Source organism: Varibaculum timonense, from assembly GCF_027694345.1.
Classification (GTDB): Bacteria; Actinomycetota; Actinomycetes; order Actinomycetales; family Actinomycetaceae; genus Varibaculum; species Varibaculum timonense_A.
Map to the genome: position 1 here is coordinate 351,657 of NZ_JAQEVU010000001.1, position 26,575 is coordinate 378,231.

Below are 26,575 nucleotides of genomic sequence, written 5' to 3' on the forward strand. Positions count from 1 at the left end.
TGATAGGGCGTGCCTGATGGTCTTTGAAACTAGCTTTGGTTCTGGGGAGCGGAATCGGTATAAACAACACTGACAGGGAGCGTAGCGGCAAAAATAATAGGTACTTTGGGGAGACGCTTCCCCTAAAGTACCTCCTTAAATAGTTTTGATTGGGTAGCAACAGCAATCGCGGGATTGCGAAACAGGAAGGTGTAGGAAATGTTTAACCGGTCTAAAAAGGTGTTTTGCCTTTTAGGGGCAGGCGCTCTGGCACTAGCGGCATTATTACCAGCCGGCATTGGGACAGCAGAGGCTGCGGAGCCGACTAATCAAGCATTAGCAGCCAATGGCGCGAGCGTTAGTGCTTCCGGTAATGAAGTTGCTGATAAATGGCAAGCGCAGGCCGCTATTGATGGTAACGACAGCGGTGATTCTCGCTGGTCATCCAATCACAGTGACCAGGCTTGGATTGCGGTACACCTAAAAGAAGCCATCAAAATTGACCACGTAACTATTAAATGGGAAGCGGCCTGTGCCGCCTCCTATCATTTAGAGGTTTCAAATGACGGAACCACTTGGGAAAAAGCCAGCGACACTATCCGCCCTCAATGTTCCAGCACAGATACCCAAAAACTCAATGCCGCTACCGCTAATGGAACATGGAAATACGTGAAAATGCAGGCCGAGAGCCGCACCCCTTTCCAAGGAATTAAATACGGGGTTTCCCTATACGAATTTGAGGTATGGGACGGGGCGGAACCGGTAGCTCCTGCCCAGCCTAATTTGATTCCACTGCCTGCTGAAATGACTCCCGGAGAAGGCGGTTTTGAATTAGGCGCAGACACTAAAATCAAAACTGATTCCGCTTCTAAAGCGGTAGCGGAGATGACCGCCAAAACCATGCGTGCCTCCACCGGATTTCCCCTGCCAGTGGGCAAAGATGGGCAAATCAGTTTACGGGTAGACACTGGTCTAGACACCACCGGTTTAACCAGTGGAAATATCGAGGAAGCCTATAGCTTAAAGGTCAGTGAAAGCGGGGTAGAGATTGTCGGAAAATCCGCGCAAGGGGTTTGGAACGCTACCCGTACCCTGCTGCAACTATTCCCCGCCTTTATCTATTCTCCCCATCAAGTAAATACCCAGTGGCTAGCCCCCGCGATTACGGTCAAGGATGCGCCCCGGTTTGCACACCGCGCGATACAAGCCGATGTAGCCCGCTCGTTCCTGACAATCGCTGACTTAAAACAAATGATTGACACTTTTGCCAATGTGAAAGGCTCCCGTTTACATCTACACCTTTCAGATGACCAGGGTTGGCGGCTGCAAATAACCAATGAGGGACGCGAAGCTGGGGACACTATCGACTACAGCAGGCTCACCGAGGTTTCCGGCAAAACCGCAATGAATTGGAACTCGGAAGCCTATTCCTTAAAGGATTTAACCGGCTCTAGTCAGCAGGCAGACGATAACGTAGTCGAATTGGGGCATCATGGTTTCTACACTCAGGAAGAATATAAGGAACTGGTCAAATATGCGGCCGACCGTTTCGTAACGATCCAGCCCGAGTTTGATATGCCCGGACACACCAATGCAGCGCTAGCCGCCATCCCGCAATTAAACTCTGCCAACTCCTCTCATAATGGCACTGTAGATGCCGATGGCAATGCCATAACTGATCCGGCTAAATGGCAGGTTGCCCCCGCTAATGGAACGGGAGATGTGGGTTACTCCTACCTGGATCCGGACTCAAAGCACACCCAGTATTTTGTTCGCCACGTATTTAAACAGCTAGCCGGGCTTACCCCCGGTAAAATTATTCATATCGGAGGGGACGAATCCCAGGATATGGTTAAAAAACTTGGGAAAGACAAATTCAACGAATTTCTGAATATGTCCGCGAAAGCAGTTCGCGATCAAGGCAAATCTCCAATCGGATGGAATGAAATAGCCTCAAACACGCTACAGCCTGGGGACTTGGTACAGTATTGGACCGGTAGTACCGCTAACACGAAACGAGCAATTCAAAACGAGGGCGTTAAAGTCGCGGTATCGAACGCCTCGACCGCCTATATCGATATGAAATATGGAGTTCCCGGTGGTAACAGTATCGGTTTAACCTGGAGCGGAACTGGAGATTTCGATAAATACTATAACTGGGATCCGGCGCAAGTAATCAAAGGGATTCCCGAAAGCAGCATTGTAGGGACAGTAGCCGTGCAATGGTCAGAAACTATTCGCGGGGGATACCAGGCAGAATGGTTAATGTGGCCGCGCTCAATCTCTCACGCGGAAGTAGCGTGGACTCCACAAGCGAAGAGAAACGTAAACCAGTTCAAACAGCGCATGGCAGCTATGGGAGATAGGCTCGCGGTTTCGGCAGTGAATTTCTTTGACGGTCCCAAAGCCAATTGGCAAACCGCTTTAGCGGGGGTAGACCAAAAAGTTGCGCCGGGCCGCTCCGTGAATCTTACGGTTGGCGAATTTGCGGCTCCCGGCACTGTGAAAAACTCTGAGGGAACGCAAATCACGAAAGCCGGTAACGCCGCTTCCGCCCTCGGGGACACTCCCTTCAGCGCCACTATCGATTGGGGAGACGGCTCCGCGCCCTCACCGGCAATATTCACCCAAAGCCATTCCCGAGATGCCCTACATAGCAGCCCGCTATATAAAGTGACCGGAAAACACCCCTATGCGAATCCCGGAACCTACACCGGTACTATTACGGGGTCAAACGGACAAAAAACCACCTTTACGGTAAATGTGGCAAATGGCGCCCCCGATCCCAGTGAAAATAGCCCCTGGGATGCAAGTAAAAAACCGACTATCACCATTGAAAAGAATCTCATCCGCCCCTATGAGCGGGTAAAAGTAAAGCTAAGCGGGTTTGAACCCGGCAAATATGTAAAACTCGCCTGGAACGGTAAAACCCAATTCCTGGCAATGCCTGGGGCAGATGGAAGCGCCGAATACTATCTGCCATTCTTTGACAAGGCAGAAAAAGTGTTACGACCACAAGATGCCGGTAGTCATCAACTTAGCGCCACCCAGATTGGGGCTAATAGAAGTGCCGAAGTCACTGCCACCATTGTGTCTAATCGCGAAGAACTACTAAATCCGGTTGCGCAATGCCCCACGATGAATGACCCGAATTGCGGATATGAAAACATTACGGCCTCCTCGCAGGCAGATAATGAGCCAAAACCCTCCGGGCCGGTAAGCGCCGCATTTGACGGCGATCCCAATACCTATTGGCACACCCGCTGGGCTGCTCCGGCCGGTACTTTCCCGCACACCATTACCGCACAGCTCAAAGCGGCTCCAGAGCAAAAATGCGTGATTACCGGGTTTGAATATACGGCACGCAGCGGGCAAGAAAACTCGCGGGTTAAAGATTTCCGGATTGAAGTATCCGAAAATGGCAGCGACTGGAAGAGCGCCATTAGTGGTTCTTTGAAGAATCACGCTGACCCGCAAGTATTTAACTTTGCAGCTGACAAACAGTTAAGTGGCAAATACGTGCGGATGGTTCAGCTGAACTCCCAGGCAGGAAATGATTTTGGAGGTGCAGCTGAGATTCGTTTCGGAGCTGTCTGTGCCCAAAACGGAACGGAAGTAACCCCGGTTGCTCCCCTAGCTGAAAAGCAACCCCTAACGGCGCAAGGGAAAGAATATCCCGGATATTTCCTAGTGCCCGCAGTTACGGGAGTTAATTATTACTTGGGTGATGGGCTGCTAACCCCGCAGCAGGCAGTTCCGCTGCCCTATGGAAAAACCAAAGTTGTAGCGAAGCCCGCGAGTGACCTATTTAGGTTTAAAGAGGGCGCAAAGAGCGAATGGACCCTAGATATGGGCGACGACCCGGGGCAAGTTGATCCGCCGCAGCCGGAAAAACCCGAAAAACCGGCTCCGCAGGTGGTAAAAGGCGATTGGACTGACTCCCCAGGGCAAGAAGCCAGCAATTGTAAGACCTTCAAAGTTATGCAGACCCGCAGTGTTACCACTACTGAATATATTTGGGATGCAGCTGGAGCTAAATGGGTGCTTGATACTGCTAATGCCCAGGTGACTACGGAACAGGGCGTTCGCGATATGAACGCGGCTGAAAAAGAAAAATGCGCGCTCTCGCCTGAGGAGCCCAGCCCCGATAACCCGAACCCTGATAAACCTAGCAAACCCGACGGGCAACCAGATACTAAACCAGGAGCAGGCTCAGATAGTGGGGCGGTAAAACCTGGTAACACCGGGTCGAAGCCGGGCGCTAAACCTCGCCAACAGGGAACTACTTCTGCGATGCCCTCCACCGGTGCTTCCAGTGAGCTATCGCTGCTACTAGCGGCGCTAAGTATCGGATTTGGGGGAGTGTTGCTGCTGAGCCGACATCGAACTCGCAGGTAAAAGTGGAACGAAGCGGCGAGACGCTTGCGAAGGACATATAAGAATCTGAGCAAAGAGGCTGGGAAAGGTAAATAAATGAGTAAGGTTAGTTGGAAACGCCGGGCAAATGCCAGTGTGCTTACAGCGGCAGTGGCTTTAATGTCGGTGCTAATCCCAGCGAGCAGTGCCCAAGCGCTCGCGCCTGGGGATAGTGCTCTGTGCGCAGACAATTTGGCAGTCGGGAAAACGGTAAATGCCACCAGCCGGGAAGTTGCGGGAGAAAAAGATCCAGAACTGGCAGTTGATGGCAATATCGGTCCCGATGATAAAGCTACTCCGGCAGTACATAACCAAAGCTCTGCCAGTCGCTGGTCTGCCGCCGGAAGCGACAATGATGCTGCCCTGACTATCGATTTTGCCGGAAGCGCCAGTATCAATAAGGTGCAACTTTATTGGGGAAACACTTTCGGTAAACCCTACAAGTTGCAAGCCAGTAATGATGGCAACACCTGGCGGGATTTAGTAACCGACCAGATAGGTAAAAAAGCGGGAAGTACCGAGCACACCTTTAACGGCAGCGAAAAAATGCGCTATCTGAAAATGCAGATTTCTGGCAAATCGCAGCAGTGGGGACTATCGCTGTGGGAAATAGCCGCTTGCGGGACTCTAGCTGCGCAGCCCACCCCGACAGAAAACGAAAATCTAGCCCAGCTGAATCAATTGATTCCCTACCCGCAAAAAGCTGAACTTGCCGCGGATAACTCCCGGTTCGTCCTCACCCAAGATAGCGAGATTACTGCCAGTGGCTTAGCTGGGGAGCCCGCAAAATATCTTGCCGAAACGTTAGCTAAATCCACCGGATACAAACTACCGATTTCGGCCAGCTCCAGTGCTAAAACTCAGATTAATTACGTTATCGATCCGAGCTTAACCGTCAGTGGGGTAGGCAAGGAGCAAATGAATGAAGCCTACACCTTGAAGATTGCAGCAAACCGGGTAACCATCACCGCGCGCAGTGCCACCGGGGCGCTATGGGCAACCCAATCGCTTTTGCAATTGCTAGGGCCGTGGGCAGTATTTCCCAAAGTTACCGTAGGATCTTTAATGCCGATACCGGCGATGACTATTCAAGACGGTCCTCGCTATTCCTGGCGCGGACTAATGCTTGACCCGGCGCGCTCCTTCATTCCCAAGAATGAAGTCATCAAGCTGATGCATTCTATGAGCCGCTTCAAGATGAACACTTTGCATCTGCATCTAAGTGATGAGGGCTGGCGGATTGATATCCCGAATGAGGGCAAAGACGCTGCTGACCCGATTGACTATAGCCAGCTGGCTAAACGCGGAGGCAGTGCCGGTTTACGAGCCGGAGATATTGACCGCGCACCCCAGGCGGGACGCACCGGCTACTACACCTTGGATGATTACCGCGAAATGGTGGCAACTGCCAATAAATTAGGGATAGCGATTGTTCCCGAGATCGATACTCCCGGTCACACAGAGGCAGCGCTATATTCCATACCGCAGCTGAACTCGGAAAACTCTAATCCGAAGCCGCAGGGCGGCCAAGACACGATTGAGCAGCCAAATTACTCGAAAAACAATATGAAAGTGAATCTGGATGCTTTAAATCCTCACACTTACACCTTTATGCAGCATGTTTTGAAGATTTTGGCCGAAAACTCTAACAACACCTATCTGCATATTGGCGGCGATGAAGCTAACAGTATGAATCACCAGCATTACCTGCAATATATGCAGCAGATTCTGCCCAAAGTAAAAGCCATGAAGCAAACCCCCATCGTGTGGGATGAAGCCTTAAAGAGCGTGGGAACCGCCGGGATTGCCGACAATGGTGGGGTAGTCCAGTGGTGGAACACCGACTCGGCGGCTGCTAATCGTGCCCAGCTACGCAATGATTTCGTAGCTAAAGGCGGCAAATTTATTGTCTCTAACGCCAGCTACTTCTATTATCCCCAACGCGAAGACCGCTCCCATGTGGCTCCCAGTTGGGCTTGCCCCGGCGGGGAGTGCACTTTGAAACACGCCTATGATGCCCAGCCCCAGCAGGTCATGGGGCTCAGTGACGATAAAGGGATCCTGGGGGTCGAGGGCGCAGTCTGGAGCGAGGGCGTGCGCAATCTGGCAGATATTGAGTATATTGCGTTCCCGCGGTTACTAGCTCACGCTGAGATGGGCTGGACAAACCAGGCTAATAAGAACTGGGAACGCTTCCGAGGTGGGGTTGCCCAACAAGCAACTGCCCTAAACGCTGCGGACACCAGTTTCTTTAACGGCTCTCAGGTCACCTGGCGGATTTCCTCCGCATTATCTCCGCTAGCCACCGATTCCCAAGGAAAGGGAATTGGCAAAGCTAATCGGCAGTTAATCGGATATGTTTCGGCTCCGGGCAAAGGTAAGAATAACCTGGATTTGAGTTTAACTTTGACCCCGAAAGAATCCCAAAATGCAATAAGTGTGCCGGTAAGTACCACTTTGGATAAAGAATACATACCGGTAAACGGTTCCTATCAAACCGGAAAACAGATGAACTCGGTCTTTAAGGTTTATGCCGACCTGAAAAAAGTTCCCAAAGGTAGCTACCAGGCGCAACTGAGCGCAAAAGCCAGCGGATTAAAGTCTTTAGACGGTAAGAGTGATACCGGTCTGGCCAGCGCGGTTATTCAGGTTCCATCCCTTAGCGGTCAAACATCCCCCGGGCCGGGAACTCAAACCAGCCAAAGCGATACCACCTGGGAAAGCACTGAGCGTTCTTACCCTAAGAGCAGCTATAGTTTCCCCGGAAATGACGGTAAACCGCATAAAGTAACCTGGGATAATCATTCTTTGAAAATAGATGGCGAGCGTCTACAAGTTTGGGCGGGCGAGTTCCATCCTTGGCGAATCCCTTCCCCCCAGGCCTGGCGCGACGTCCTCCAAAAGATAAAAGCAGCCGGATTTAATGCGGTATCTTTCTATTTCTTCTGGGGCGATCATCAAAGCGAAGAGGGCGGTCCGTTCAATTTTGATAAAGGCACTCGCCGCGATATTGACCTGTTGCTGACAATGGCAAAGGAAGAGGGACTATATGTGATTGCTCGTCCCGGTCCCTACGTCAATGCCGAGATTTCAATGGGAGGTCTGCCCGCATATATGACTAACTATGCGGCGTCCTCTTTGCGTTCCACTGACCCGAAAGCCCTGGCAGCCTCTAAGAGCTGGTTGAAAGCCTTTAACAATATCGCAAAGAAACACCTGATTACCGAGGGGGGCGGCTCCATCATTATGTATCAGGTGGAAAATGAGCTGCTGACAGAAAATCCCAGCACTACCGCCTTCTTAAAAGAGCTGAGCAACTTTGTGCGGACCGATGGGATAACTGTTCCCCTGTTTGAAAATGACTGGGGCTTGGCAGGACGCTTTGCCCCGAATAAAGCCGGAAACCCGGCAGGGAAATATGGCAGCACTGATTTTTACACCTATGATCGTTATCCTCTGGGTTTCAATTGCGGGGCAGGACGCGGGAACCTCGATGATGTTGAACAGACTTTCCGCAATTATGAACCGAAAGGTCCGCATTTTATTGCCGAAGGGCAAGGAGGTGCTTTCACTCCCTGGGGAGCAAACTTTACTCCCGAAAAATGCGCCCGTTTCACCGATGGAAACTTTGTGCGCCAGTGGGGGACAGTCCTTGCCGGTAACGGGGTGAAAGCCTATACCTACTACATGATTTTTGGCGGCACTAACTGGGGTTATACCGGTTCTCCTTCCTCTGGTTTTACCAGTTACGACTATGGGGCTGGCATAGACGAAGATCGAACGATTCGGAAAGACAAATTTGGGGCGCAAAAAGAGATTGCCTACTATTTGCAAGCCAATCCCCAATATGTAACCTCTAATCCGGTAGCTAAACCCGATATTAAGAGGGTCAGCGGCGACGCCCAGATTAGAGGGTATCAACGGATTTCTTCCGAGGGTGCAGCGGAGCTTTCAGCTACCGGTAACGGTGGGCGCACTCTGGGGTTTGTTTTGAATGACACCAATGACACCAGTACCAATAAGTTTACTTTTGCTTTGGATTTAGCCAATGCCGCCGGAGTGGGGGCAAGGTTTAATCACGATGATAATGACAGCGAGCTAAAGTATTCGACGGGTTGGAAGTCGGTTAAGGACGATTCAGCTTGGAAAGGAAGTATCCACGAGGCCAGCAAAGCGGGCGAGGAAGTCGCCTTCGAGTTTACCGGCACGGGAATCGAGATTGCGGTAGCCACCGGAACCGATCATGGAAAATTCGCGGTAAAGCTCGATGACCAGGCTGAACAGGTAGTAACTGGCTGGGTGGGAACCGAACAGAATAAACCTACCCAAAAAGTTGTGTTCTCTGAGAGTAATCTTCCCGCCGGTAAACATACCCTGAAGGTGCGGGTGCTGGGGCAAAGCGCCGAGGGATCTACTACTGGGGGCACAAAAGTCCAGCTAGATGCGCTCAACGTCCTGGGAGCCAGCGCCACGCCCTGGGTAGTGGTGAACAATAATGACCCGGCTATTAAATATAATCCCGCCGTCGGGACTGCCTCATCTTGGGAATATGCTACCGGGCAAAACTGGACTAGCGGGGATTATCAAGGAGACGAAACCTATTCTGCCCGTAAAGGTGATTCTTATACCTATGACTTCAATGGGATAGGAATCGATATTATTGGGGCTTTCTCCGGTAATCACGGCATAGCCGATGTGTATATTGACGGGGAAAAAGTGGGGCAAACCGCAGAAGAAGTCACTAACACCGCGCGCGCCCAGCAGGTTTTATATAGCGTGCGAGGGTTAAGTGCCGGTAAACACACCTTAAAAGTTGAAGTTACCGGTAAGCCTTTTGCGGGTTCTAAAGGTACTTTCGTATCGCTAGATGCTTTGCGAGTATTCCCCGATAAAGAGGCAATAGATCAGTTTAATACCGGAACCAGCGTCAAAGATGGAGAAAACTCTTGGTCGCGGATTCCACAAAAAGCGGGAACTGCTCTGACTTTGCATGGCCGGGATGCGTTGCTGATGAGCGCGGATATGAAAATTGCGGGACAAAAACTGCTATACACGACCTCGCAGCTATTCGGTTCCCCGATTGCTACCGATAATGCCCAGGTACAGTACCTGCTCGGGGTAGCGGGAGACGATGGGGAAACTATGCTACGTTACCCGGTTAAGCCGCAGGTGAAAGCGCCTAAAGGGGTAGAGGTTACCTGGAATGAGCAGTATAAGACGCTGCGTTTGAACTACAAGTATTCTGCCGAACCTACCGATATTACTATCACCCCGGTTGCCTCAGATAGGGCAGCCAGTGCGGGAGATACGCTGCGTTTGCGGATTATTGACCGCACCTACGCACAAACCACCTGGTTACTAAATACCGGTGATGGAGGTAGCGGCAAACGTTTAGCGGTAGAGGGCGCAGAGCTCGCTCGTAACTGGAGCTTAAACGGCACGAATTCCGAGGTTAATGGCACTACAGATTCTCAGAGCCAAACTCCCTACGTGCTGCTTCCCAAAGGCGCAAAGAGCGCGAGTTGGAATGGAGGAAAAGCGGGAGTAAGCGAAACCGAAGGTATTTATGCCGGTTTCACCAAATTTATTCCGCAGATGCTAAGCTATGAGCCGCCCCAGCTAAAGTGGGTGAAACAGGAGGGCGCTCCGGAAAAGGAAATCGATTTTGACGATAGCGCCTGGCAGGCAGCTAACGGTACGCAGCGTAACCAAGAATGGCAAGCTCCCAGTACAAATGGACTGGTTCTGGACTCCAATTATTACGGTTTCTATGAAGGCTCCGTATGGTATCGCGCTACTTTTGTAGCCAGCAGTGATTCCCCAGTTATTACTCTAAATGGTAACGGGGGTTCGGGAGTGCCCGGGCATGGCAAGAACCCCGCCTTTATGCAAGTGTGGGCAAATGGGAAGTCGCTGGGCGCTCGCAGCGCCGCGGGCACCGACCAGTCTTTCACTGCTAAAGGGATTAAAGCCGGCGATAAAGTAGTGTTAGCGGTGCTAGTAAATAACCTGGGGCAAAACCTGGACTGGTCAGATAATGGGTTATCACGCCAAAACCGGGGATTGTATTCAGCTACTGTTCCCGCTCAGGACGGGAAAGTTACCTGGAAGATTCAAGGCGCTGCCGATAAGAGCGGCACTAAAGATAAAGCGCGTGGTCTTTACAATAACGGTGGTTTATATGGCGAGCGTCAAGGCTGGCATCTGCCAGGTCTAGATGACTCGAAGTGGACCGCGGCCTCAGATATGCACGCGGACGAGGCCGGGGTTACCTGGTATCGATCCACTTTCGATTTAAACGTTCCTAAAGATGCCGATGTAGCTTTCCGCTTAGAGGTATTATCGCGGCGTTTCGGCGATACCCAGCAGACTAGAACCGACCATTCTCAGGCGTTACTGTTTGTCAATGGCTGGAATACCGGTATCTATATCGGTGATATCGGCCCGCAGGATTCCTTCACTATCCCGGCGGCTTTCCTTAATCTAAACGGCAAGAACACGGCGGCAGTTGCAGTTATTGGTAAAGAAGCTGATGCGGGGCCAGAAAACGTAGTGCTGCGCGCGGTTCATCTTTCCCAGATGAATGCCTTAGCGCCAGTAACTGCGCAAACGGATAAGCCTGGGGAAGTTGAACCGGATAAACCGGATACCCCGGATAAACCGGATACTCCGGACAAACCGGATCAGACAGAAAAGCCGAATCCTTCCCAGCCGGATAATCCGCAAAATCCCGCTAATCCTTCCCCGCAGGCGACTCCTACAGAAAACGCTAAAACGCCCTCCGCAAAGGGAACGACCGTTAAAGAGGGACTGGGGCGTACCGGTACCGAGGGCATTTCCGCTTTACTAATCGCGCTATTGGCATTGGGAGTAGGAATCGGGGTGCGTTACCGCCAGCGATGGCTGGAAGATAAATAACCAAATTGGTGGGGCGAAAACCCAATCAGGGATTTGCCCCACCAATTTTTAGCCGGAGCAAATATCTAGGGTTAGGGCTTGCTCATCTAGGTAAAAATCGAAAAGATTAAGAGAAATAATCACTTTCAATATGTGCTTATCGGGGTCGGTAAACTCCACGGAAAGTGAGCATCTAAGACAATGAGGTTTGAAATGGTGTTATCGGTGACCAAAGGGCGTTTTAAGGCTCTAGCAGCCGGTTTTTCGGTGGCTTTGACTTCAATGACGCTTATGCCGCTGGCAACTGCGCTTCCTGCCGAGGCCGCTACTGGTCAGTTTAGCTATAACACCGTAGTTAAATACGGGGACAATGGTGTTACTAACTATCGGATTCCCGCAGTAATCAAACTGAATAATGGTGACTTATTAACCGCCTATGATGCCCGCCCCGCAAATGGCGATGCCCCGGCGCCCAACTCGATAATGCAAAAACGCTCTACTGACGGGGGAGCGACCTGGCAGCCGCAAACCGTTATTGCCCAAGGAAAGGGCACTACTATGGGGGATCCTGAGAAAGAGGGATTCTCGGACCCGGCCTACATTTACGATAAACAAACTGGGCACCTATTTAACTTCCATGTGCATTCCTATGACGTAGGGTGCGACCCTAAAGGAACCGAAGAAACTGACGAGTTTAGCAACCGCAAAGTACAAGGGGTGAGCCTGTCAGTTTCTACCGATAATGGAAACAGCTGGACGGAGCGTTACGGAAATGCTCCCGATGAAACGCGGGGACTTACTGCCGCGGTTAAACAGCCCGGATATCCCTGTGGGTTCGCGGCTTCTGGACACGGTATCCAGCTGCAGCATCAAAGGGGTGCTAATGCGGCAAAAAATGGACGCCTAATCACCCAGTTTATTGCCGGTAAACCCGGTACTTGGGCAGCCTACTCGGTGTATTCCGATGACCACGGTAACACCTGGAAACGCGGTTCTACCATCGGCACAGATATGAACGAAAACAAATTGGTGGAACTGTCCGATGGCACGCTCCTATTGAACTCCCGGATGAGTAACAAAGCAGGCTACCGCTATATCGCCAAGAGCACCGATGGCGGGGAAACCTGGACTGATCTGCAAATAGAACGGTCGCTAGTTGATTCCAAGTCCCCGGGGCGCAATGCCTCGATTATCCGTAGGTATCCGGATGCTCCCTCCTCAGACCCCAAATCTAAAGAGCTTTTGTATTCCGGTATGGCTGATAGCGGTAAAACTCTTGCAGTGAGCTATTCCTATGATGACGGTAAAACCTGGCCGATTCGTAAACTCTATTGGAATGACAAGGCTGCTTACTCTGATCTAGTCGCGATTGATACTCAAAGCGGTAAATACGGGGTAGCTTTCGAAGAAGATCACCAGATTGGTGGTAATTACTTTGAAACTATTCATTTTGGCACTTTTGACACCAATTGGCTCAACCCAGTAAAGATTTCTCTAGCTGATGCAAAAGTAGCAGCGGAAGCGGGTAAAACTGTCGAGATTCCCGTTAAGGTTAGCAATGATGACGCGAAAGCGGTCGTTCCCCTAGCTACCGCGGTAAAACTGGCGTTGCCAAGCGGGTGGAAAATGGAAGAAAGCGTCTTGGCGCAAGAACTTCATCCCGGAACCTCCGAAACTGTAACTTTACGGGTTAGCATTCCGGCTAACGCGGCTCAAAAAACCTATTATCTAGACTCTAGTCTGGAATACGGCAATGTTAAGCTGCGCGGGGACGTGGAAATTAAGGTTACCAACCCCAATATAAATACTGACCCTACCGGTTCGGTTGGCGTTGATTTTGAGCTTACCAATCCCAAAGCCGATGGGACTTGGGCAGTGGGCGACAAAGTGATTTTCAATGTTAATGTAACGAACCTGCTTGCTCAAGATAAGTCCTTCACTGCCACTGCCTCCAACCTGGATACCGGATGGGCAGGCTGTAAGTGGACAAGGATTTCGGCGGGAGCTACCTTGCCGTGCGCAAATCGCACCCACACGGTTACCCAGGAAGATCTTGACGCCGGATTCTTTACTCCCTCCATTACTTTCAAATATCAAAATCCTGGTTATTCTGGCGCTGCTACCCAGTTAGATCCGGTTAAGGGAAGTAAAATTCCTATCTTTGCCAGTCATGTCCAGGTAACAGATTTGGCAGTAGCGGGAACTAAAGACAAATATGACGTGGGCGATAAACTGGTATTTACCCCGCAAGTACAAAATGTGGGACAAATCCCGGTAGATGTCCAGCTGAACGGGGAAAACTTTACGCTAGCTTGCCATAACGAGGACGGAAAGCTGGATAAGGGAAGTACCTTCTCTTGTACCGCCAGTGACTATGTAATTACCAAAGAAGATATTATTCGCGGCAGCTTTACTCCCAAGTTCAAAGTTAAAGTAACTGATGGGAATAAAGTACTCCAAGAGTTCACCTATAGCGGGAAAGAAATCCCGCTTCCCTCTGATAATCCGATTGCTACTAAACTTCCCCAAACGATTCCCTCTTTGGATTCTTGGAAGACCAATACCAATGCAAATGATGTGTTCAAACTAAGCCCGGACACGGTAGTTTACTATCCGGCCGGTTTTGAAGCTCAAGCCCAGATTGTGGTGCAAGAGCTAAACGCCTACCTGAAAGCGGCGGGGCAGGCGCAAACTGTGCGGGCACAAGCCGCCGGGGGAGCAACTCCGAAAGCCCACGATGTGGTCATCACCCTAGATACTGCGCAGCAAAACAAACTAGCAGAGGAGGGGTATAGCCTGCAGATTGATGCCCAAGGGGTAAATATTACTGCCGCGCAAAAACGGGGAGCATTTTGGGGTACGCGCACTCTGTCGCAAATGCTGCGGCAGCAGCTAACCCTGCCCTATGGCAGCGCCTTTGACCAACCTCAGCAGCGTGAACGTGCTGTCACTCTATGCGCCTGCCGGATTAAGAATCAACCAGATTATATTCACCGGATGCTCACCGATATGGCTGACCTGAAGATGAATCAGGTAATTTTAACTGCCAAGATGGAGTCAGCGAAAGAACCGGTTACCAATAACTATTCTTATTACACTAAGGAAGAGTTAAAAGGGATTGTTGCTTACGCCGATAAATTGGGGATTGAAGTAGTTCCCCAAATGGGAGCCCCCGGACATATGGATCCCAAGATTCATAACCTGCCTCAGTATCAACTTAAGAAAACCGATGGCACTTTGGATAATGACCGTCTAGATATCACTAACCCCGAAGCCGTCGCTTTTTATAAGCGCCAAATTGAAGATTACCTGGAGGTATTCCCCTCCAAGTATTGGCATATGGCAGGGGACGAATATATGTACCGTTCCGCTTACAAGAATTACCCGGTATTTGGACCTAATGGAGTAAACGGTCCCAAACTGTTCGTAGATTTCATTAACGATATTAATAAGTACGTGAAATCTAAGGGTAAGACTTTGCGGGTTTGGAATGACGGATTAAAACAAGAAAATATTGATTCCCTGGATAAAGATATCGTGATCGATATGTGGCAGGGGGGTCTCAGTCCACAAACCCTGATTGATAAAGGACATAAAGTCAATAACACCAATTACGATCTCTATTTCTCCCGAGAAAGGGGCTGGCGGATTCAAAACAGTGGCACGGCCGCTATCTACAATGACAAAGGGTTCACTGCCGGTACTTTTAAGAGCGGAAAAGTAGCTGATGATAATCCGGGAAACCTGGGGATTAAGCTCTCGATATGGCCAGATACTTCCATATATCAAACCGAAAATGAAGTAGAGATGGAAACCTTTGAGGCTTTCCGCTTAGTGTCCCAGCTAGGCTGGCAAGGCTCGCGCCCCTGGAAAGACGGCGATACTTTTGTAGCCTTTGCAAAGGCGCTAGGACATGCGCCTAACTGGGAAAATGTTAATCGGCGTCCCTTAGAAGACGGGGTGTATGCCTTCACTAGCTCCGGGTTACGCTTAGATGCATCGGAAAATCGCGAACCAGACGCAATTAGTTATTCATCCGATCAATGGCAGATAACCCACACCTATGACCACTACTACCAGTTGAAGTCGGTAAAGAGTGGTAAATGCCTCAGCATGGATGTGGGCAAACAGCCCCTTAATGGCAGCGGGCGTCAGTACGCCACTGCAGATTTGAATGTAGTTAATGAAGTTGGCGCCCGCCCCGCCTTGGTCGAGTGCGTAACCGACATTAACCAGAAGTATCACACGGGTAACTGGAGGAATAACTCTTCCAGTAAGCGCAATAACCAGAAATGGCAGATTATTGACGACGGAAACGGCAAGTATATTGTGCGCCAGGCTCTGACCAATATGGATTTGGCTATTTCTACTGGGGAAGAAAAGCACGTTGATTTAGGCAACGTGGGAGATTTGGATGACAACACCAAGTCTAGGCCGATGGAAACGGATTTAATCCAGCTACCTAGCGATATGACCGCTACTCGCTGGACAATTACTAAAGCTGACCAGGACACCCCGGCTCAAATGCGCGCTCCTCACGGAACTGTTCCCGTAGCCAACTTGGACTGGTATCCCGGTAGCAGTATCGGTTGGGCAGATGACGGTCTGATTCGGGTAAACCGCACTTTAAAGGGCAGTCCTCTCTTGATTGAGGGAGAAAAGTATCGCGGCGGTATCGGAACCCACGCGTCCTCGAAAATAAGCGTGCATTTAGGAAAACAGTGCTCCGTATTCAGCGCGAAAGTTGGCATAGATGATACCCAAGAAGCTGGGAAATCATCTTCGGTAACTTTTAGAGTATTAGGGGCTGACGGGCAGGAACTGAGAGCGTCCAGTAAAGCATTGACAGCTGCCGATAAAGCTGAAGCCATGAAAGTGGACATAAGCGGGCAAGAAAAAATAACCTTATTTGCCGATGCGGGCGATTCTAGTGCCAACGACCACGCTGACTGGGCAGATGCCATGGTTACCTGTAAGCAGATGGATGCCGATAAATATCAGCCTTCCTATCAGGACACCGAAGCTAAAGCCGGTAAAACCGCTAGCGTCGCCGCTCCTAGTTTCGAACCGGCAGCTGGAAAAGAAAAGGCTAAAAAGTTCGAGCTGGTAGAAGCGGTTCCTGCGGGGATGAGCATTGAGGCTGCTAGCGGGGTGATAACTTGGCAGGTGCCCGCTAATCAGGAAAGCGGAACGGTAAGTGTAGACGTTAAAGTTACTTATGAGGACGCCTCTAGTGAGATAGTGCCTGCCAAGTTTAAGGTAAGCGCCAGCGCTCCGCAGCCACTTCCGCAGGTAGCTCCGCAAGCACCAATCTTTAACGATAAAGACAACACCTATACGATTCCGCAGGTTCCGGGAGTGGTTTACCTGCTTGATAATCAGGTAGTTAAGCCCGGGACTTACCCAGTTAAGACCGCGAGAAAAGTATTGATTACTTCCCAACCTGCCAGTGGTTATCGCTTTAAGGCGGGGGTTACCACCCAGTGGGAGCACCAGTTCAAAGTGGAGACCAAGCCCAGTAAGCCAACGGATAAACCGGGTGGAACCCAAGGGGCTCAGGATGGTCGTCCTGGGAAAACTCAAGCTAAGCCGCAAAAATCGGCAGCCGGGTTAGTGGCTACGGGTGCTGCCGGGACAGTGGGACTACTGGCACTGGTAGCTACCGGAACTGGAATAGTAGTGCATCGTATTTGTAGGAAACGAGCTTGATTAAGTTAATAATGATGGTTAGTTCTCGAAGAAGAAAAGGTAAGAAACTATGCCCTTAAAACATAAAACTATCTTGACGGTTAGTGCCGCGCTGTCTCTGGCTTTCGGAGGACTGGCTACAGCCCCGATTGCGGCCGCGGAAGCGGTGTTTACCCCGATACCGCAAGCGCAGATGAAAGCCGTGTGGACTGATTCTGTAGAAACTGGTGGTGAAGGAGCCAACGGTCCGCTAGAAAAAGTGCTAGATGGGGATACCAAATCCTACTGGCATACCGTTTGGTATCAAGGTACGGGCAATAATGAAATGCCGCATAGGTTCATTATTGATTTAGGTACAGAAGTCTCAGATTTAGGGCGAGTAACTTTAACCCCGAGGCAAAGTTCCAATGGCTCGGGAAGGGCACGCGAATATGAGATTGTCAGCTACACCGATGCCAACTGCGCCGATAAAACCAAAGCAAAGGATTTAGCCCCGGCTAAAACCTTAGCGACCGGTGAGTTTGAGGAAAATCATGGGGATTTAAGCGCCAAAAATATAGATTTTGCTCCGGTCCCTGCCCGCTGTGTAGGGGTAATTTATAAGAGTGCCTGGGGCGGTCAAGCCGGAAGCAGCGAAACCGTTGGTTCATTGGCAGAGTTCAATGCCGCTACCGTCAGCGGATATCAACCACCAGCTCCCCCCGCAGCTGAACCAGAAGTTAAAATTCCTAACCCGGGCGATAAAATCACCATTACCGATGGCACGTTATCAGCCGACTTACAGGCAGGATTTCCCCAAGTTATCGCGTATCACCTGCAGGGCAAAACCCTTCCGGCAAATGTGGGACCTGCTTTGAAACAAGTACGCATCAATGAACAGATGCGAACCGTCTCCCTGGTTGCCGCCGCGACAAAGACCGCTGATAGTGCAACCTATAAGCTAAAAGTGGGCGGCGTAGAAGCTACTTTGACAGTAAAGATTTCCCTGGCTAAAGGTAATCTTCGCTGGGAAGTAACCGCGATTGATGATCCCAAGAATCAAGTAGATCGCCTGGCGGTACCAGGGCTGAATCTGGTCAGCGTTGCCGGTGCTAAAGATGGATCCCTAACAGTTGCCAGTGATGGCACTAATCGAACAGAAAACCCCGACACTACCTGGAAAATCGCTAAGCAAAAGGTAGGGCGCGCCAGTGGATATATGGCGGCGCTTAGCAACAGTGAACTGGCTGCCGGGCTGGTATCGAATGCAATCAGCGACGACTATGCCACCAGTCAGCAAGATGGCCGCGGAGCAACTCGCTGGGTAGCAACTATCGCCCAAGCAGAGGCGGCTACCGCGGGTAAAACCACGATGCTAGGCTCGCTTACTCCCGCTTCCTGGGTAGTGTGGGGCACTAATACCCGCAGCGGGAAAATCGGTAAAGATCCCAATCCGTTTGCCCAGGTACGTGTGGTAAGTGACGTAAACGGTGACAGCGCGGTAGACTGGCAAGACTCTGCCACCGCTACCCGCGCCCTCATGGTGGAAAATAAACTACCTAATGGTTACGGCGATACCAAGAACCGGGTAATTACCCGGATTCCGTTCAATATTGTTTCCCAAGCCACCCATCCCTTCTTGCGCACTCTAGACGATACTAAACGCATCAGTTTAGAGACCGATAACCTGGGGCAACACGTGTTGCTTAAAGGGTATCAAGCAGAAGGGCATGACTCTGCCCAAGGAGACTATGCCGGGCATTACAACCAACGGGCAGGCGGTTTCACCGATTTGGTGACCATGACTAAAGGGGCGGAAAACTATAACGCCGACTTTGGGGTACATATCAACGCCACCGAATCCTACTCGGAAGCTAAGTGTTTCAATGATGGTACCAACCCCGCTACCGTTACCGATGAATCATGTGTTATAAAAATGCCTCCCCAGGCGGCTTGGGGTTGGATGAACCAGGCATACTATATGGACGATAACGAGGATCTAGCGCAGGGACGGGTAATTAAGCGTTTCCAGAAGTTCCGGGATGAACTGACTGAAGCCGGGATTGCTGACCGTTTCGATTGGCTTTATTTTGACGTATTTTACGGCAAAGGATGGCGTCCTCAGCGTCTAGGTGCAGAGCTGCAAAAACAAGGCTGGGAAATCGGCTCTGAATGGGCTTGGGCATTCCCGGATACTTCTTTATGGTCGCACTGGGCAAACGATGAAAAGTATGGGGGATACAAAGAAAAAGGTTTGAACTCGACCTTAATTCGTTTCGTGGAAAACAGTTGGCGAGATTCCTGGAATCCAAATCCGCTACTAGGCAATGCTAATGTCGTGGAATTTGAAGGCTGGACTGGTCACACCGATTATGGCAAGTTTATTGATAATGTGTGGCAACGTAACCTTCCCACCAAATTCCTGCAACAATCAGACATTAAAACCTATCAGCTGGGACAAAAAGCAACTTTCACCAACGGGACCGAGGTTACCTCTAAGCGTGCCAATATCGGCGGTACTGATTTGGGGACCGACCGAGTAATAACCTATGACGGCGCTACCGTATATACGGGCGGAAAATACCTGTTGCCCTGGGGTGAAAAAGATGGAATCGGGGCAGCTAAATCTGCCGGAGACAAACTGTACCATTACAACCCGGCTGGGGGCACTAGCACCTGGACACTGCCGGGTCACTTTAAGAACGTTACCTCCTTCCGTTTATATGAGCTCACTGCTACCGGAAGGGTAGATAAAGGAACCGTGAATGCCAGTGGGGGCAGTATTTCCCTCTCGGCCAAGGCAAATACCGCCTACGTCCTCTATCCGCAAAGCGCTCCTAGCCAAGCAGACCCCAACTGGGGGCAGGGCAGCGGGATTAAAGATCCCGGGTTCTTCTCCGGTACCTTAAAATCCTATGAGACCAGTGGAAACGTTAGTATTGAAACCAGTAGTCGCGGTAACTTCCAGGCTCTATTAGGCGAGGGTGCGTCCTCCCTATCCCAAACCCTTACATTGCCTAAAGGAGACTATTCCATGTGGGCGTGGGTAGAGGTACAGCCCGGTCAAGAGCGGCAAGTAGACGTGAGTATCAGCGGTAACGGCGTTAAAGCTGTCGGTAACCAAAAAACCATTGATGGGAAAGTTACCACCAGAATCACTAAATCTACTGCGCCTAACAAGACGGCTTCAGATGAAAAGTTCCAAACCTACTTCCAGCGGGTACGGGTAACTTTCCACAGTGAGGGTGATCCCGTTACTTTCCAGGTGGCAGCAGCAAAAGGAGCCGCAAAAGTCCGTGTCGATGATTTGCGAGTAGTTAAATATAGCGCTCCGGTAGATAACGACAAAACCGCGCAAACCGTCTTCTTTGATGATTTTGAGGACGTAGATACCGGTTATTGGCCTTTCGTTACCGGCGCTACTCAGGGAGGAGACGCTCGCACCCAGTTAGCGGAGCGGCATTCTCCCTATTCCGATGCCGGTTGGTGGGGAAAGAATAAACAAGGTCAAGTTGTTGCCCACGGTAAACAAAGTGACAATGTGCTCGCCGGGAAATGGTCGCTGCTGGCGCATGAAGAAAATGCGGGGCAAATTCTGCGCACTATCCCAGCTGCAATAAAGTTTGAACCAGGACATAAATACCGGGTTTCTTTTGCCTACCAGCAGGCCTACGCGGGTGAATATCAGTTTAGTTTAGGCCGGGACTGGCTGGCCGACTCGCAGATTAAGAGCTCTACGGTGCAAACTAAAGATATTCCCGAAGCGAAAGGTAAAGGAGTAGGAGGCAAAGGAACCCAAATCTTTTCCACCGAATTTGTTACCTCCACCGTAGGGGACTACTGGATTGGTATCAATAAAGTCGGCGGGCTTCCCGGATCTGATTTGACCCTAGATAATATCCGGGTGGAAGACCTAGGGAAAGCTGACGTGCTGCCCGGTAATGCCGATCCGGCAATCCAAGCAGCCCAGACCGTATCTGAAGGACAAACCTTTACGGTACAAACCAATACCGAGTTCTTCGAACCGGGTAATCCCGGGAAAATTACGAACCTGAAAACTACTCTCAGCGCTCCAGAGGGCTGGAAAGTCACGAAGAAGAGCGACCCCAGTGGGGATAATATCGCCCAAAATTGGGAAGTTAAGGCTCCCCAAGGGGCTACCGATGCAGTATTGACCTATAAAGTCTCCTACCAGGTTGATTCCGATGGCACCACCAGGGAAGTAAGCGTAGCCAGGAAAGTTAAAGTTCTCCGCTCGGTTCGCGACGGCGTAAACTATCTCTCTGATTTGCCCTGGAGTGATGAAGAGAACGGTTGGGGCCCGGTCGAAAGAGACCAAGAAAATGGAGAACAAGGACGAGGCGACGGTACCCCAATCAAGGTGGGAGGTAAAGAATATCCCAAAGGTATCGGTGCCCATGCCCCAAGTAGCATTACCTTTGATTTGGCAGGTAAGTGTACCCGTTTGAACGCAATCGCCGGGGTAGATGACACTCAACCAAACGGCTCCGTGAAGTTTATGGTTATCGGAGACGGGAAGACCTTATTTGAATCCCCGCAGGTAGTTACCAAAGCGGGGGGAGCAAATAAAATTGACCTTGATATTACCGGGGTGAAGTCCCTGATTCTAAAGGTGACTGACGGCGGCAACGGTGTAGGTAATGATCACGCCGACTGGGCAGATGCCAAAGTTACCTGTAAGGTTGAGACTCCTGCCGCGCAACCTCCCAGCTTAAAAGACGTAGTAGCAGAGGATAAACCGGGTACGGTTGCCACCTCGGATGCTCCTACTTTCGTAGACGAGGACGCGGAGACTGTTACCCCGCCACCAGGCGTGAAATTCAGCTTCGCGAATCTGGACAGCCAGCGGCACTTGGTGCCATCGCGCGAGGCGGTTAAAGCTAATGGTGATATCTATATTGATAGCGTCACTGGGCAGGTAACCTATCTTCCTTTGGCCTCAGAAGCTGGAAAGTCTGTGAAGATTCCGATTCAAGCCAGTTATGTTCAGGCAGGTCAAACAGTAACTATCCCTGGCAACGTAACCTTTAACGTGGCGGCAAATGAAGAAACACCCGGTAAAATCATTGAGGTTACTCCAATAGCACCGGTAGCAACCGATCCGGGCAGCTGCGAGAAGAAACCATTCGTGGAGATTCCCGTAACCAAAGGAGTCAAATACCTGATTGACGGCAAAGAGGTGGCAGCCGGTAAGCACGAATACGCCTACGGAAAGCAAATAACAGTTACCGCCCAGGTTTCTGATACCAGCAGCTATCGTTTTGTGGCGGGAGCAGTAACCAAATGGACTTTCCAGGCTATGTCTCCTGAGGGATGCGAGGAGGCACCGGGCAATCCCGATAAAGATAAGCCGGGTACCGGAAAACCGGGAAGTACCGATAGGCCGGTAACTCCGCCTACAGATAACCCCACTAAACCGGGTAATTCTAATAGCGCGGGGACAGGAAATAAGACTGCTAACTCGCGCGGTGGGAATCTAACTAGCACCGGTACTTATGGCGGAGCATTTGCCATAATTGCATTAATGCTGATAGTTGCGGGTAGTCGGATTCGTAACCGTCGTTTAGAGTCATAAGGTTAAGATGTCTACCCGGTTCTCCTAGTAGCAGCTGCGGCGGCGTGGAATCGATGCGAAGCATAAAAGAAACCACGCCGCCGCGACTAGCTAATAACCGCAGATGCAAATAGTTTGGGGGCGCTGGATTAATCCAGCGCCCCCAAACTTTTCTCTTGTCTTATAAAGTCCCCGTTCGCAACTGCAAATAAACAGACGTACAGGTTCTAACCCTTGATAGCGGCATTGAACCAGCTAGTAATACTGGTGGGGTGGGTAATTGCGGTGCCGACTACTACCGCCCAGGCTCCCGCCTCCATGACTTGGCGTGCCTGCTGCGGGGTGTGAACTCGTCCTTCACATAGCACCGGAAACTCTGGGAATTCCGCAGTCATTTGGGCTAGTAGCTCAAAATCTGGTCCGGCAGTTTTGGGTCTATCTCCCGTATATCCCGCTAGCGTAGTAGATAAAATATCGGTTCCTGCTTCAGCTGCTTGCCGAGCATCTTCGATACTTCCGCAATCGGCCATCACCACTATGCCCTCATCATGCAGGGCAGCAACAGTTTCACCATAAGTTAGACCATCGGGACGAGGACGACGGGTAGCATCTAGCGCCACAATATCGGCTCCTGCCATTGAGCAGGCGCGAGCGTGACGCAAAGTAGGAGTGATAAACACGCCCTCGTGCCCCTCTTTCCAAATCCCTAAAACCGGGATTTCAACCTGTCCTTTAATCGCAGAAATATCCGATAAGCCCTGACAACGAATCCCAACGGCGCCACCTTGCTCAGCGGCTAAAGCTATCTGAGCCATAGTTTCACTGTGCCGCATCGGTTCGCCCACATAGGCTTGTACGCTAACGATTAATCCCCCTTTAAGGGACTGGATTATTTGATTCATGATTATCCTAGATTCGTATTTGCCCAAATAGCTGCACCTATTAGGGGGGCATTCCCTCCCAGAGTGCCACTGATTAGGGGAGTGTTCTTTACGGGGGTGAGAGCATCGGCCCCGAAGCCCGCTGTTACTGCCTGCCACCATTGCTTACCGGAATGGGTAACCGACCCGGAAACTATAATGGCCTGCGGATCGGCCAAGTTGCAGATACCGGCCAGGGTTTGTCCTAGGGCATATCCCGAGTCATAGATAACCTGGCTTGCCCAGGCTTCTCCTTTTAGGGCGCGCTCGGTGATTTCACGTCCGCTTTGCGCCCGCGGGAGATTAGCCGGTTTATCCCGGTTATACAGTTCTACTTGACCACTGCCGGAAGCCACGGTTTCGATATGACCTTTGGCTCCACAAGAACAGGTTAAACCGGTAGCTAACGGGTGGGGCAGATGCCCGATATGACCGGCGGCGCAGTGCGCGCCAAACTGGACTTGACCATCGATAACTAGCCCGCCTCCCATGCCGGTTCCCACCGCTGCGGCCAGGATAGAGGAATAGTCTTTACCGGCTCCCAGGGTTGCTTCCCCGAGGGCGTGGGCGTGCACATCATTGAGGACGTAAACTTCCGTGCTGAAAGCTGCCTTTACCTGTTTTGCTAGTTCGGTTCCCGCCCAGCCTTTAATCAAATCGGTAGCAGAAATAACCGTTCCCCGCTTAGGGTCAATCACGCCCGCAGCAGAAATGCCGATTGCCTGGATTTGGGTTATACCCTCGGCGGCAGCTGTATCTTTAGCGCGACTTAGCGCTTCGATAATGGCGGCTACTACTGCCGCGCTACCCTCACTGGCGGGGGTAGGACGCGAATAGTTCGCCGACACTGTCCCTTCGGCAGTATTAACTACCGCGGATGCTATCTTAGTGCCGCCCAAGTCGGCAACGAGGATATAGCTCATTTTAAGAGCCCTACCTGCTCAAGTACGGCGCGTACTCGTTCAACATTTTCCCCTTCGAGGGCTTTAACCGGTTCGGTAACCTGATTGGTGTTGAAAACTCCCAGCAGTTGCAGGGCAGTTTTGAAGCCCCCTACTCCCGCTCCGTAGCCTTGAATACCGCTCGGTACTGCGGTAATACGCATTAGGCGAGCTAAATAGTCTTGTTCTTTCCGTACGGTTTCCCAATCCCCGTTCTGGTAGGCACGCCATTGGCGGACGTAACCCTCGGGATCTACATTTCCCAGACCGGGTACGCAGCCATCAGCCCCGGACATATAGGCGCCATCAACCACGACTTCGTGCCCAGTTAGGAGGGTTAAGGGGTGACCGCAATCGCGATTCTCCTGGCAGAGGAAACGGAAAGAAACATCGTCACCGGAAGAGTCTTTTACGCCGGATAACACCCCGTCTTTACCGAGGCGAATAATTAAATCTACCGGCAGTTTAACGTGTACACATACGGGAATATCGTAAGCGAATAGGGGTAGGTCGATAGCTTCATGGATCAGGCGGAAGTGGCGTTCGATTTCCGCTAGCCCCCCAAGAGCATAGAACGGAGCGGTAGCAACAATCGCATCTACCCCGAGTTCTTTTGCTTCTTTGGCGTGTTCAATAACCCGCATAGTTTCGGTATCAATACAACCGCCCAGTACTGGAACCCGATGATCTACGATTTCAACCGCTGTTTTCAGGACGTCCCGGCGCATTTCGTCGGTTAAAAAGGCGACTTCGGAGGAAGAGCCGAGGACGAATAAGCCATCTACTCCGGCTGCAATCATCCGTTCTAGGTGGCGCTTATAGGATTCTTTATCGAGTTTGCCGTCCTTGGTTAGCGGGGTAACTACCGGGGGAACGATACCGGAGAAATCAGTCATTTCTTTTCCTTTTACTTAGTGGATTTATTTGTTTTTAGGGTACTCGACTGGGAAGGATGCTTAAGTAAGATAGTCACAGTAGAAACATCGTTGCCTCTTTGTGGGTGGTAGGTTCTTCCGCAGCTCAAATCCATCATTGGTTGTCTGACACTTAGAGCATAATCTATTGATTTAGTCGGTGCAAGGGTTTTTGGGAAAGTTTCTTAAAGACCTAGTTTATTTAGTATTTGTCTGTTTATTGAGGTAGATAAGTTGGTCAAGGGAGCGGAAATTGTCTGACAACTCCTGGGGGTTGGAGGGCAGGAACCGAGGCTCGATTTTTAGAGATTCGCGCCCTCGCCCGCAATGAGTACGTCCTCGATTCAAGCGGTAGGTTCGCGGAAAAATCCGGGTAACTTGAGAGGCAAACCTATTTCCCTGAGGTATCATAAATGCCAAGTTAAGCAGTGTCAGGCGTTAATAGGGAGCAAAAATGCTTAGTTATCTGGTAGCGGGAAATCCTGCTCGTCCTCTAATTATTTTGGTTCATGGAGTAGAAGATTGCGCGATTTCCTGGGCGGATTATATTGACCATTTAAAGTCCCGTTACCTGGTGGTTTCAATAGACCACAAAGGACACGGTTTTTCACCTCGATTTACCGACCAAGAGCTAGAAGATCCTTTCGAAGCCTCTTTTTCTGCCCTGGTGGACGCGGTGCAATTTATCGAAAAAACCTTTGGTAAAAAAGCTATTTTCGTGGGGCATTCTATGGGGGGCGCCCTCGTCACGAAACTGGCTGCGCGCCACCCTGAACTGGTGGCAGGGGCGGTAGTAGAAGATCCGGCGTGGCTGTCTAAAACCTACCGTCAAAACTATGTCACTAATATTCCGACTGCTCTTAGCCAACTCGAGTCCTGGCAAGACCCGATGGTGGCCTATAACTGGGGGAGAAAACGGCGGCCCTGGTGGCCGGGGGATACCATGATTGGCTGGGTTTTTGGAAAGCTTCGGGCGGATTCAGGACTGATAGGAACCGGGGTGGTTAGTTTTAAGGAAAACTGGCAAGACTTGGTGCAAGAAATTACGGTTCCTCTGGTGGTGGTTTCGTCCGATCAAGAATCAGATATTGTGGGGAAAACCGGGTTAGCGCAAACTGATGCTTTAGCTAATCGGAATGTGGAAACAGTTTTTATTCCCGGCTGTGAACATACTCTGCGGCGCAACAAACCTCAAGAATTCAACCGCTTAATAGATCCTTACCTGATGAAATGGGCGGATGCGGAAGAAAACCGTAGTTAGGGGAG

The 26,575-nt window shown here is 50.8% G+C and carries 8 protein-coding genes; 5 read left to right on the forward strand and 3 right to left on the reverse strand.

Going from position 1 to position 26,575, the window contains the following annotated elements; translation table 11 throughout:
• Positions 1-198 precede the first annotated feature (198 nt).
• From PG728_RS01490 to PG728_RS01505, 4 genes are all read left to right on the forward strand, one after another.
• Positions 199-4,377: a family 20 glycosylhydrolase gene (locus tag PG728_RS01490; RefSeq protein WP_270625329.1), complete on the forward strand. Its 4,179-nt coding sequence runs from the start codon at positions 199-201 to the stop codon at positions 4,375-4,377.
• A 75-nt stretch (positions 4,378-4,452) separates the two neighbouring features.
• The gene (locus PG728_RS01495; RefSeq protein ID WP_270625331.1) at positions 4,453-11,313 is read left to right on the forward strand and encodes a beta-galactosidase; all 6,861 of its coding nucleotides are present in this window, start codon (positions 4,453-4,455) and stop codon (positions 11,311-11,313) included.
• Between the two features lie 180 nt (positions 11,314-11,493).
• Complete coding sequence (locus PG728_RS01500) at positions 11,494-17,001, forward strand: NPCBM/NEW2 domain-containing protein (protein WP_270625333.1); 5,508 nt, start codon at positions 11,494-11,496, stop codon at positions 16,999-17,001.
• Between the two features lie 49 nt (positions 17,002-17,050).
• Positions 17,051-22,555, forward strand: a complete 5,505-nt coding sequence (locus PG728_RS01505) for an endo-alpha-N-acetylgalactosaminidase family protein (RefSeq protein WP_270625335.1) — start codon at positions 17,051-17,053, stop codon at positions 22,553-22,555.
• A 206-nt stretch (positions 22,556-22,761) separates the two neighbouring features.
• Here PG728_RS01505 and PG728_RS01510 read toward each other — a convergent pair whose 3' ends face one another.
• From PG728_RS01510 to PG728_RS01520, 3 genes are read right to left on the reverse strand one after another with little or no spacing between them, the layout of a single operon-like run.
• Positions 22,762-23,436 carry an N-acetylmannosamine-6-phosphate 2-epimerase gene (locus PG728_RS01510; RefSeq protein ID WP_270625337.1) on the reverse strand — a complete coding sequence of 225 codons (675 nt, stop codon included), beginning with the start codon at positions 23,434-23,436 and terminating at the stop codon, positions 22,762-22,764.
• Positions 23,437-23,438: 2 nt separating this feature from the next.
• Positions 23,439-24,377: an ROK family protein gene (locus tag PG728_RS01515; RefSeq protein WP_270625338.1), complete on the reverse strand. Its 939-nt coding sequence runs from the start codon at positions 24,375-24,377 to the stop codon at positions 23,439-23,441.
• On the reverse strand, positions 24,374-25,291 hold the full coding sequence (locus tag PG728_RS01520) for a dihydrodipicolinate synthase family protein (RefSeq protein ID WP_270625339.1): 918 nt from the start codon (positions 25,289-25,291) through the stop codon (positions 24,374-24,376). Before PG728_RS01520 ends, PG728_RS01515 begins: the two co-directional genes overlap by 4 nt.
• A 472-nt stretch (positions 25,292-25,763) precedes the next feature.
• Here PG728_RS01520 and PG728_RS01525 point away from each other — a divergent pair, with 472 nt between their 5' ends.
• Positions 25,764-26,570, forward strand: a complete 807-nt coding sequence (locus PG728_RS01525) for an alpha/beta fold hydrolase (RefSeq protein ID WP_270625340.1) — start codon at positions 25,764-25,766, stop codon at positions 26,568-26,570.
• The last annotated feature ends 5 nt before the right edge of the window (positions 26,571-26,575 follow it).

Bases quoted from the DNA above. Each gene is read 5' to 3' on its own strand.
- PG728_RS01525 (WP_270625340.1), top strand. From the start codon at position 25,764: ATGCTTAGTTATCTGGTAGCGGGAAATCCTGCTCGTCCTCTAATTATT.
- PG728_RS01505 (WP_270625335.1), top strand. From the start codon at position 17,051: ATGCCCTTAAAACATAAAACTATCTTGACGGTTAGTGCCGCGCTGTCT.
- PG728_RS01510 (WP_270625337.1), bottom strand. From the start codon at position 23,436: ATGAATCAAATAATCCAGTCCCTTAAAGGGGGATTAATCGTTAGCGTA.
- PG728_RS01515 (WP_270625338.1), bottom strand. From the start codon at position 24,377: ATGAGCTATATCCTCGTTGCCGACTTGGGCGGCACTAAGATAGCATCC.
- PG728_RS01520 (WP_270625339.1), bottom strand. From the start codon at position 25,291: ATGACTGATTTCTCCGGTATCGTTCCCCCGGTAGTTACCCCGCTAACC.
- PG728_RS01490 (WP_270625329.1), top strand. From the start codon at position 199: ATGTTTAACCGGTCTAAAAAGGTGTTTTGCCTTTTAGGGGCAGGCGCT.
- PG728_RS01495 (WP_270625331.1), top strand. From the start codon at position 4,453: ATGAGTAAGGTTAGTTGGAAACGCCGGGCAAATGCCAGTGTGCTTACA.
- PG728_RS01500 (WP_270625333.1), top strand. From the start codon at position 11,494: ATGAGGTTTGAAATGGTGTTATCGGTGACCAAAGGGCGTTTTAAGGCT.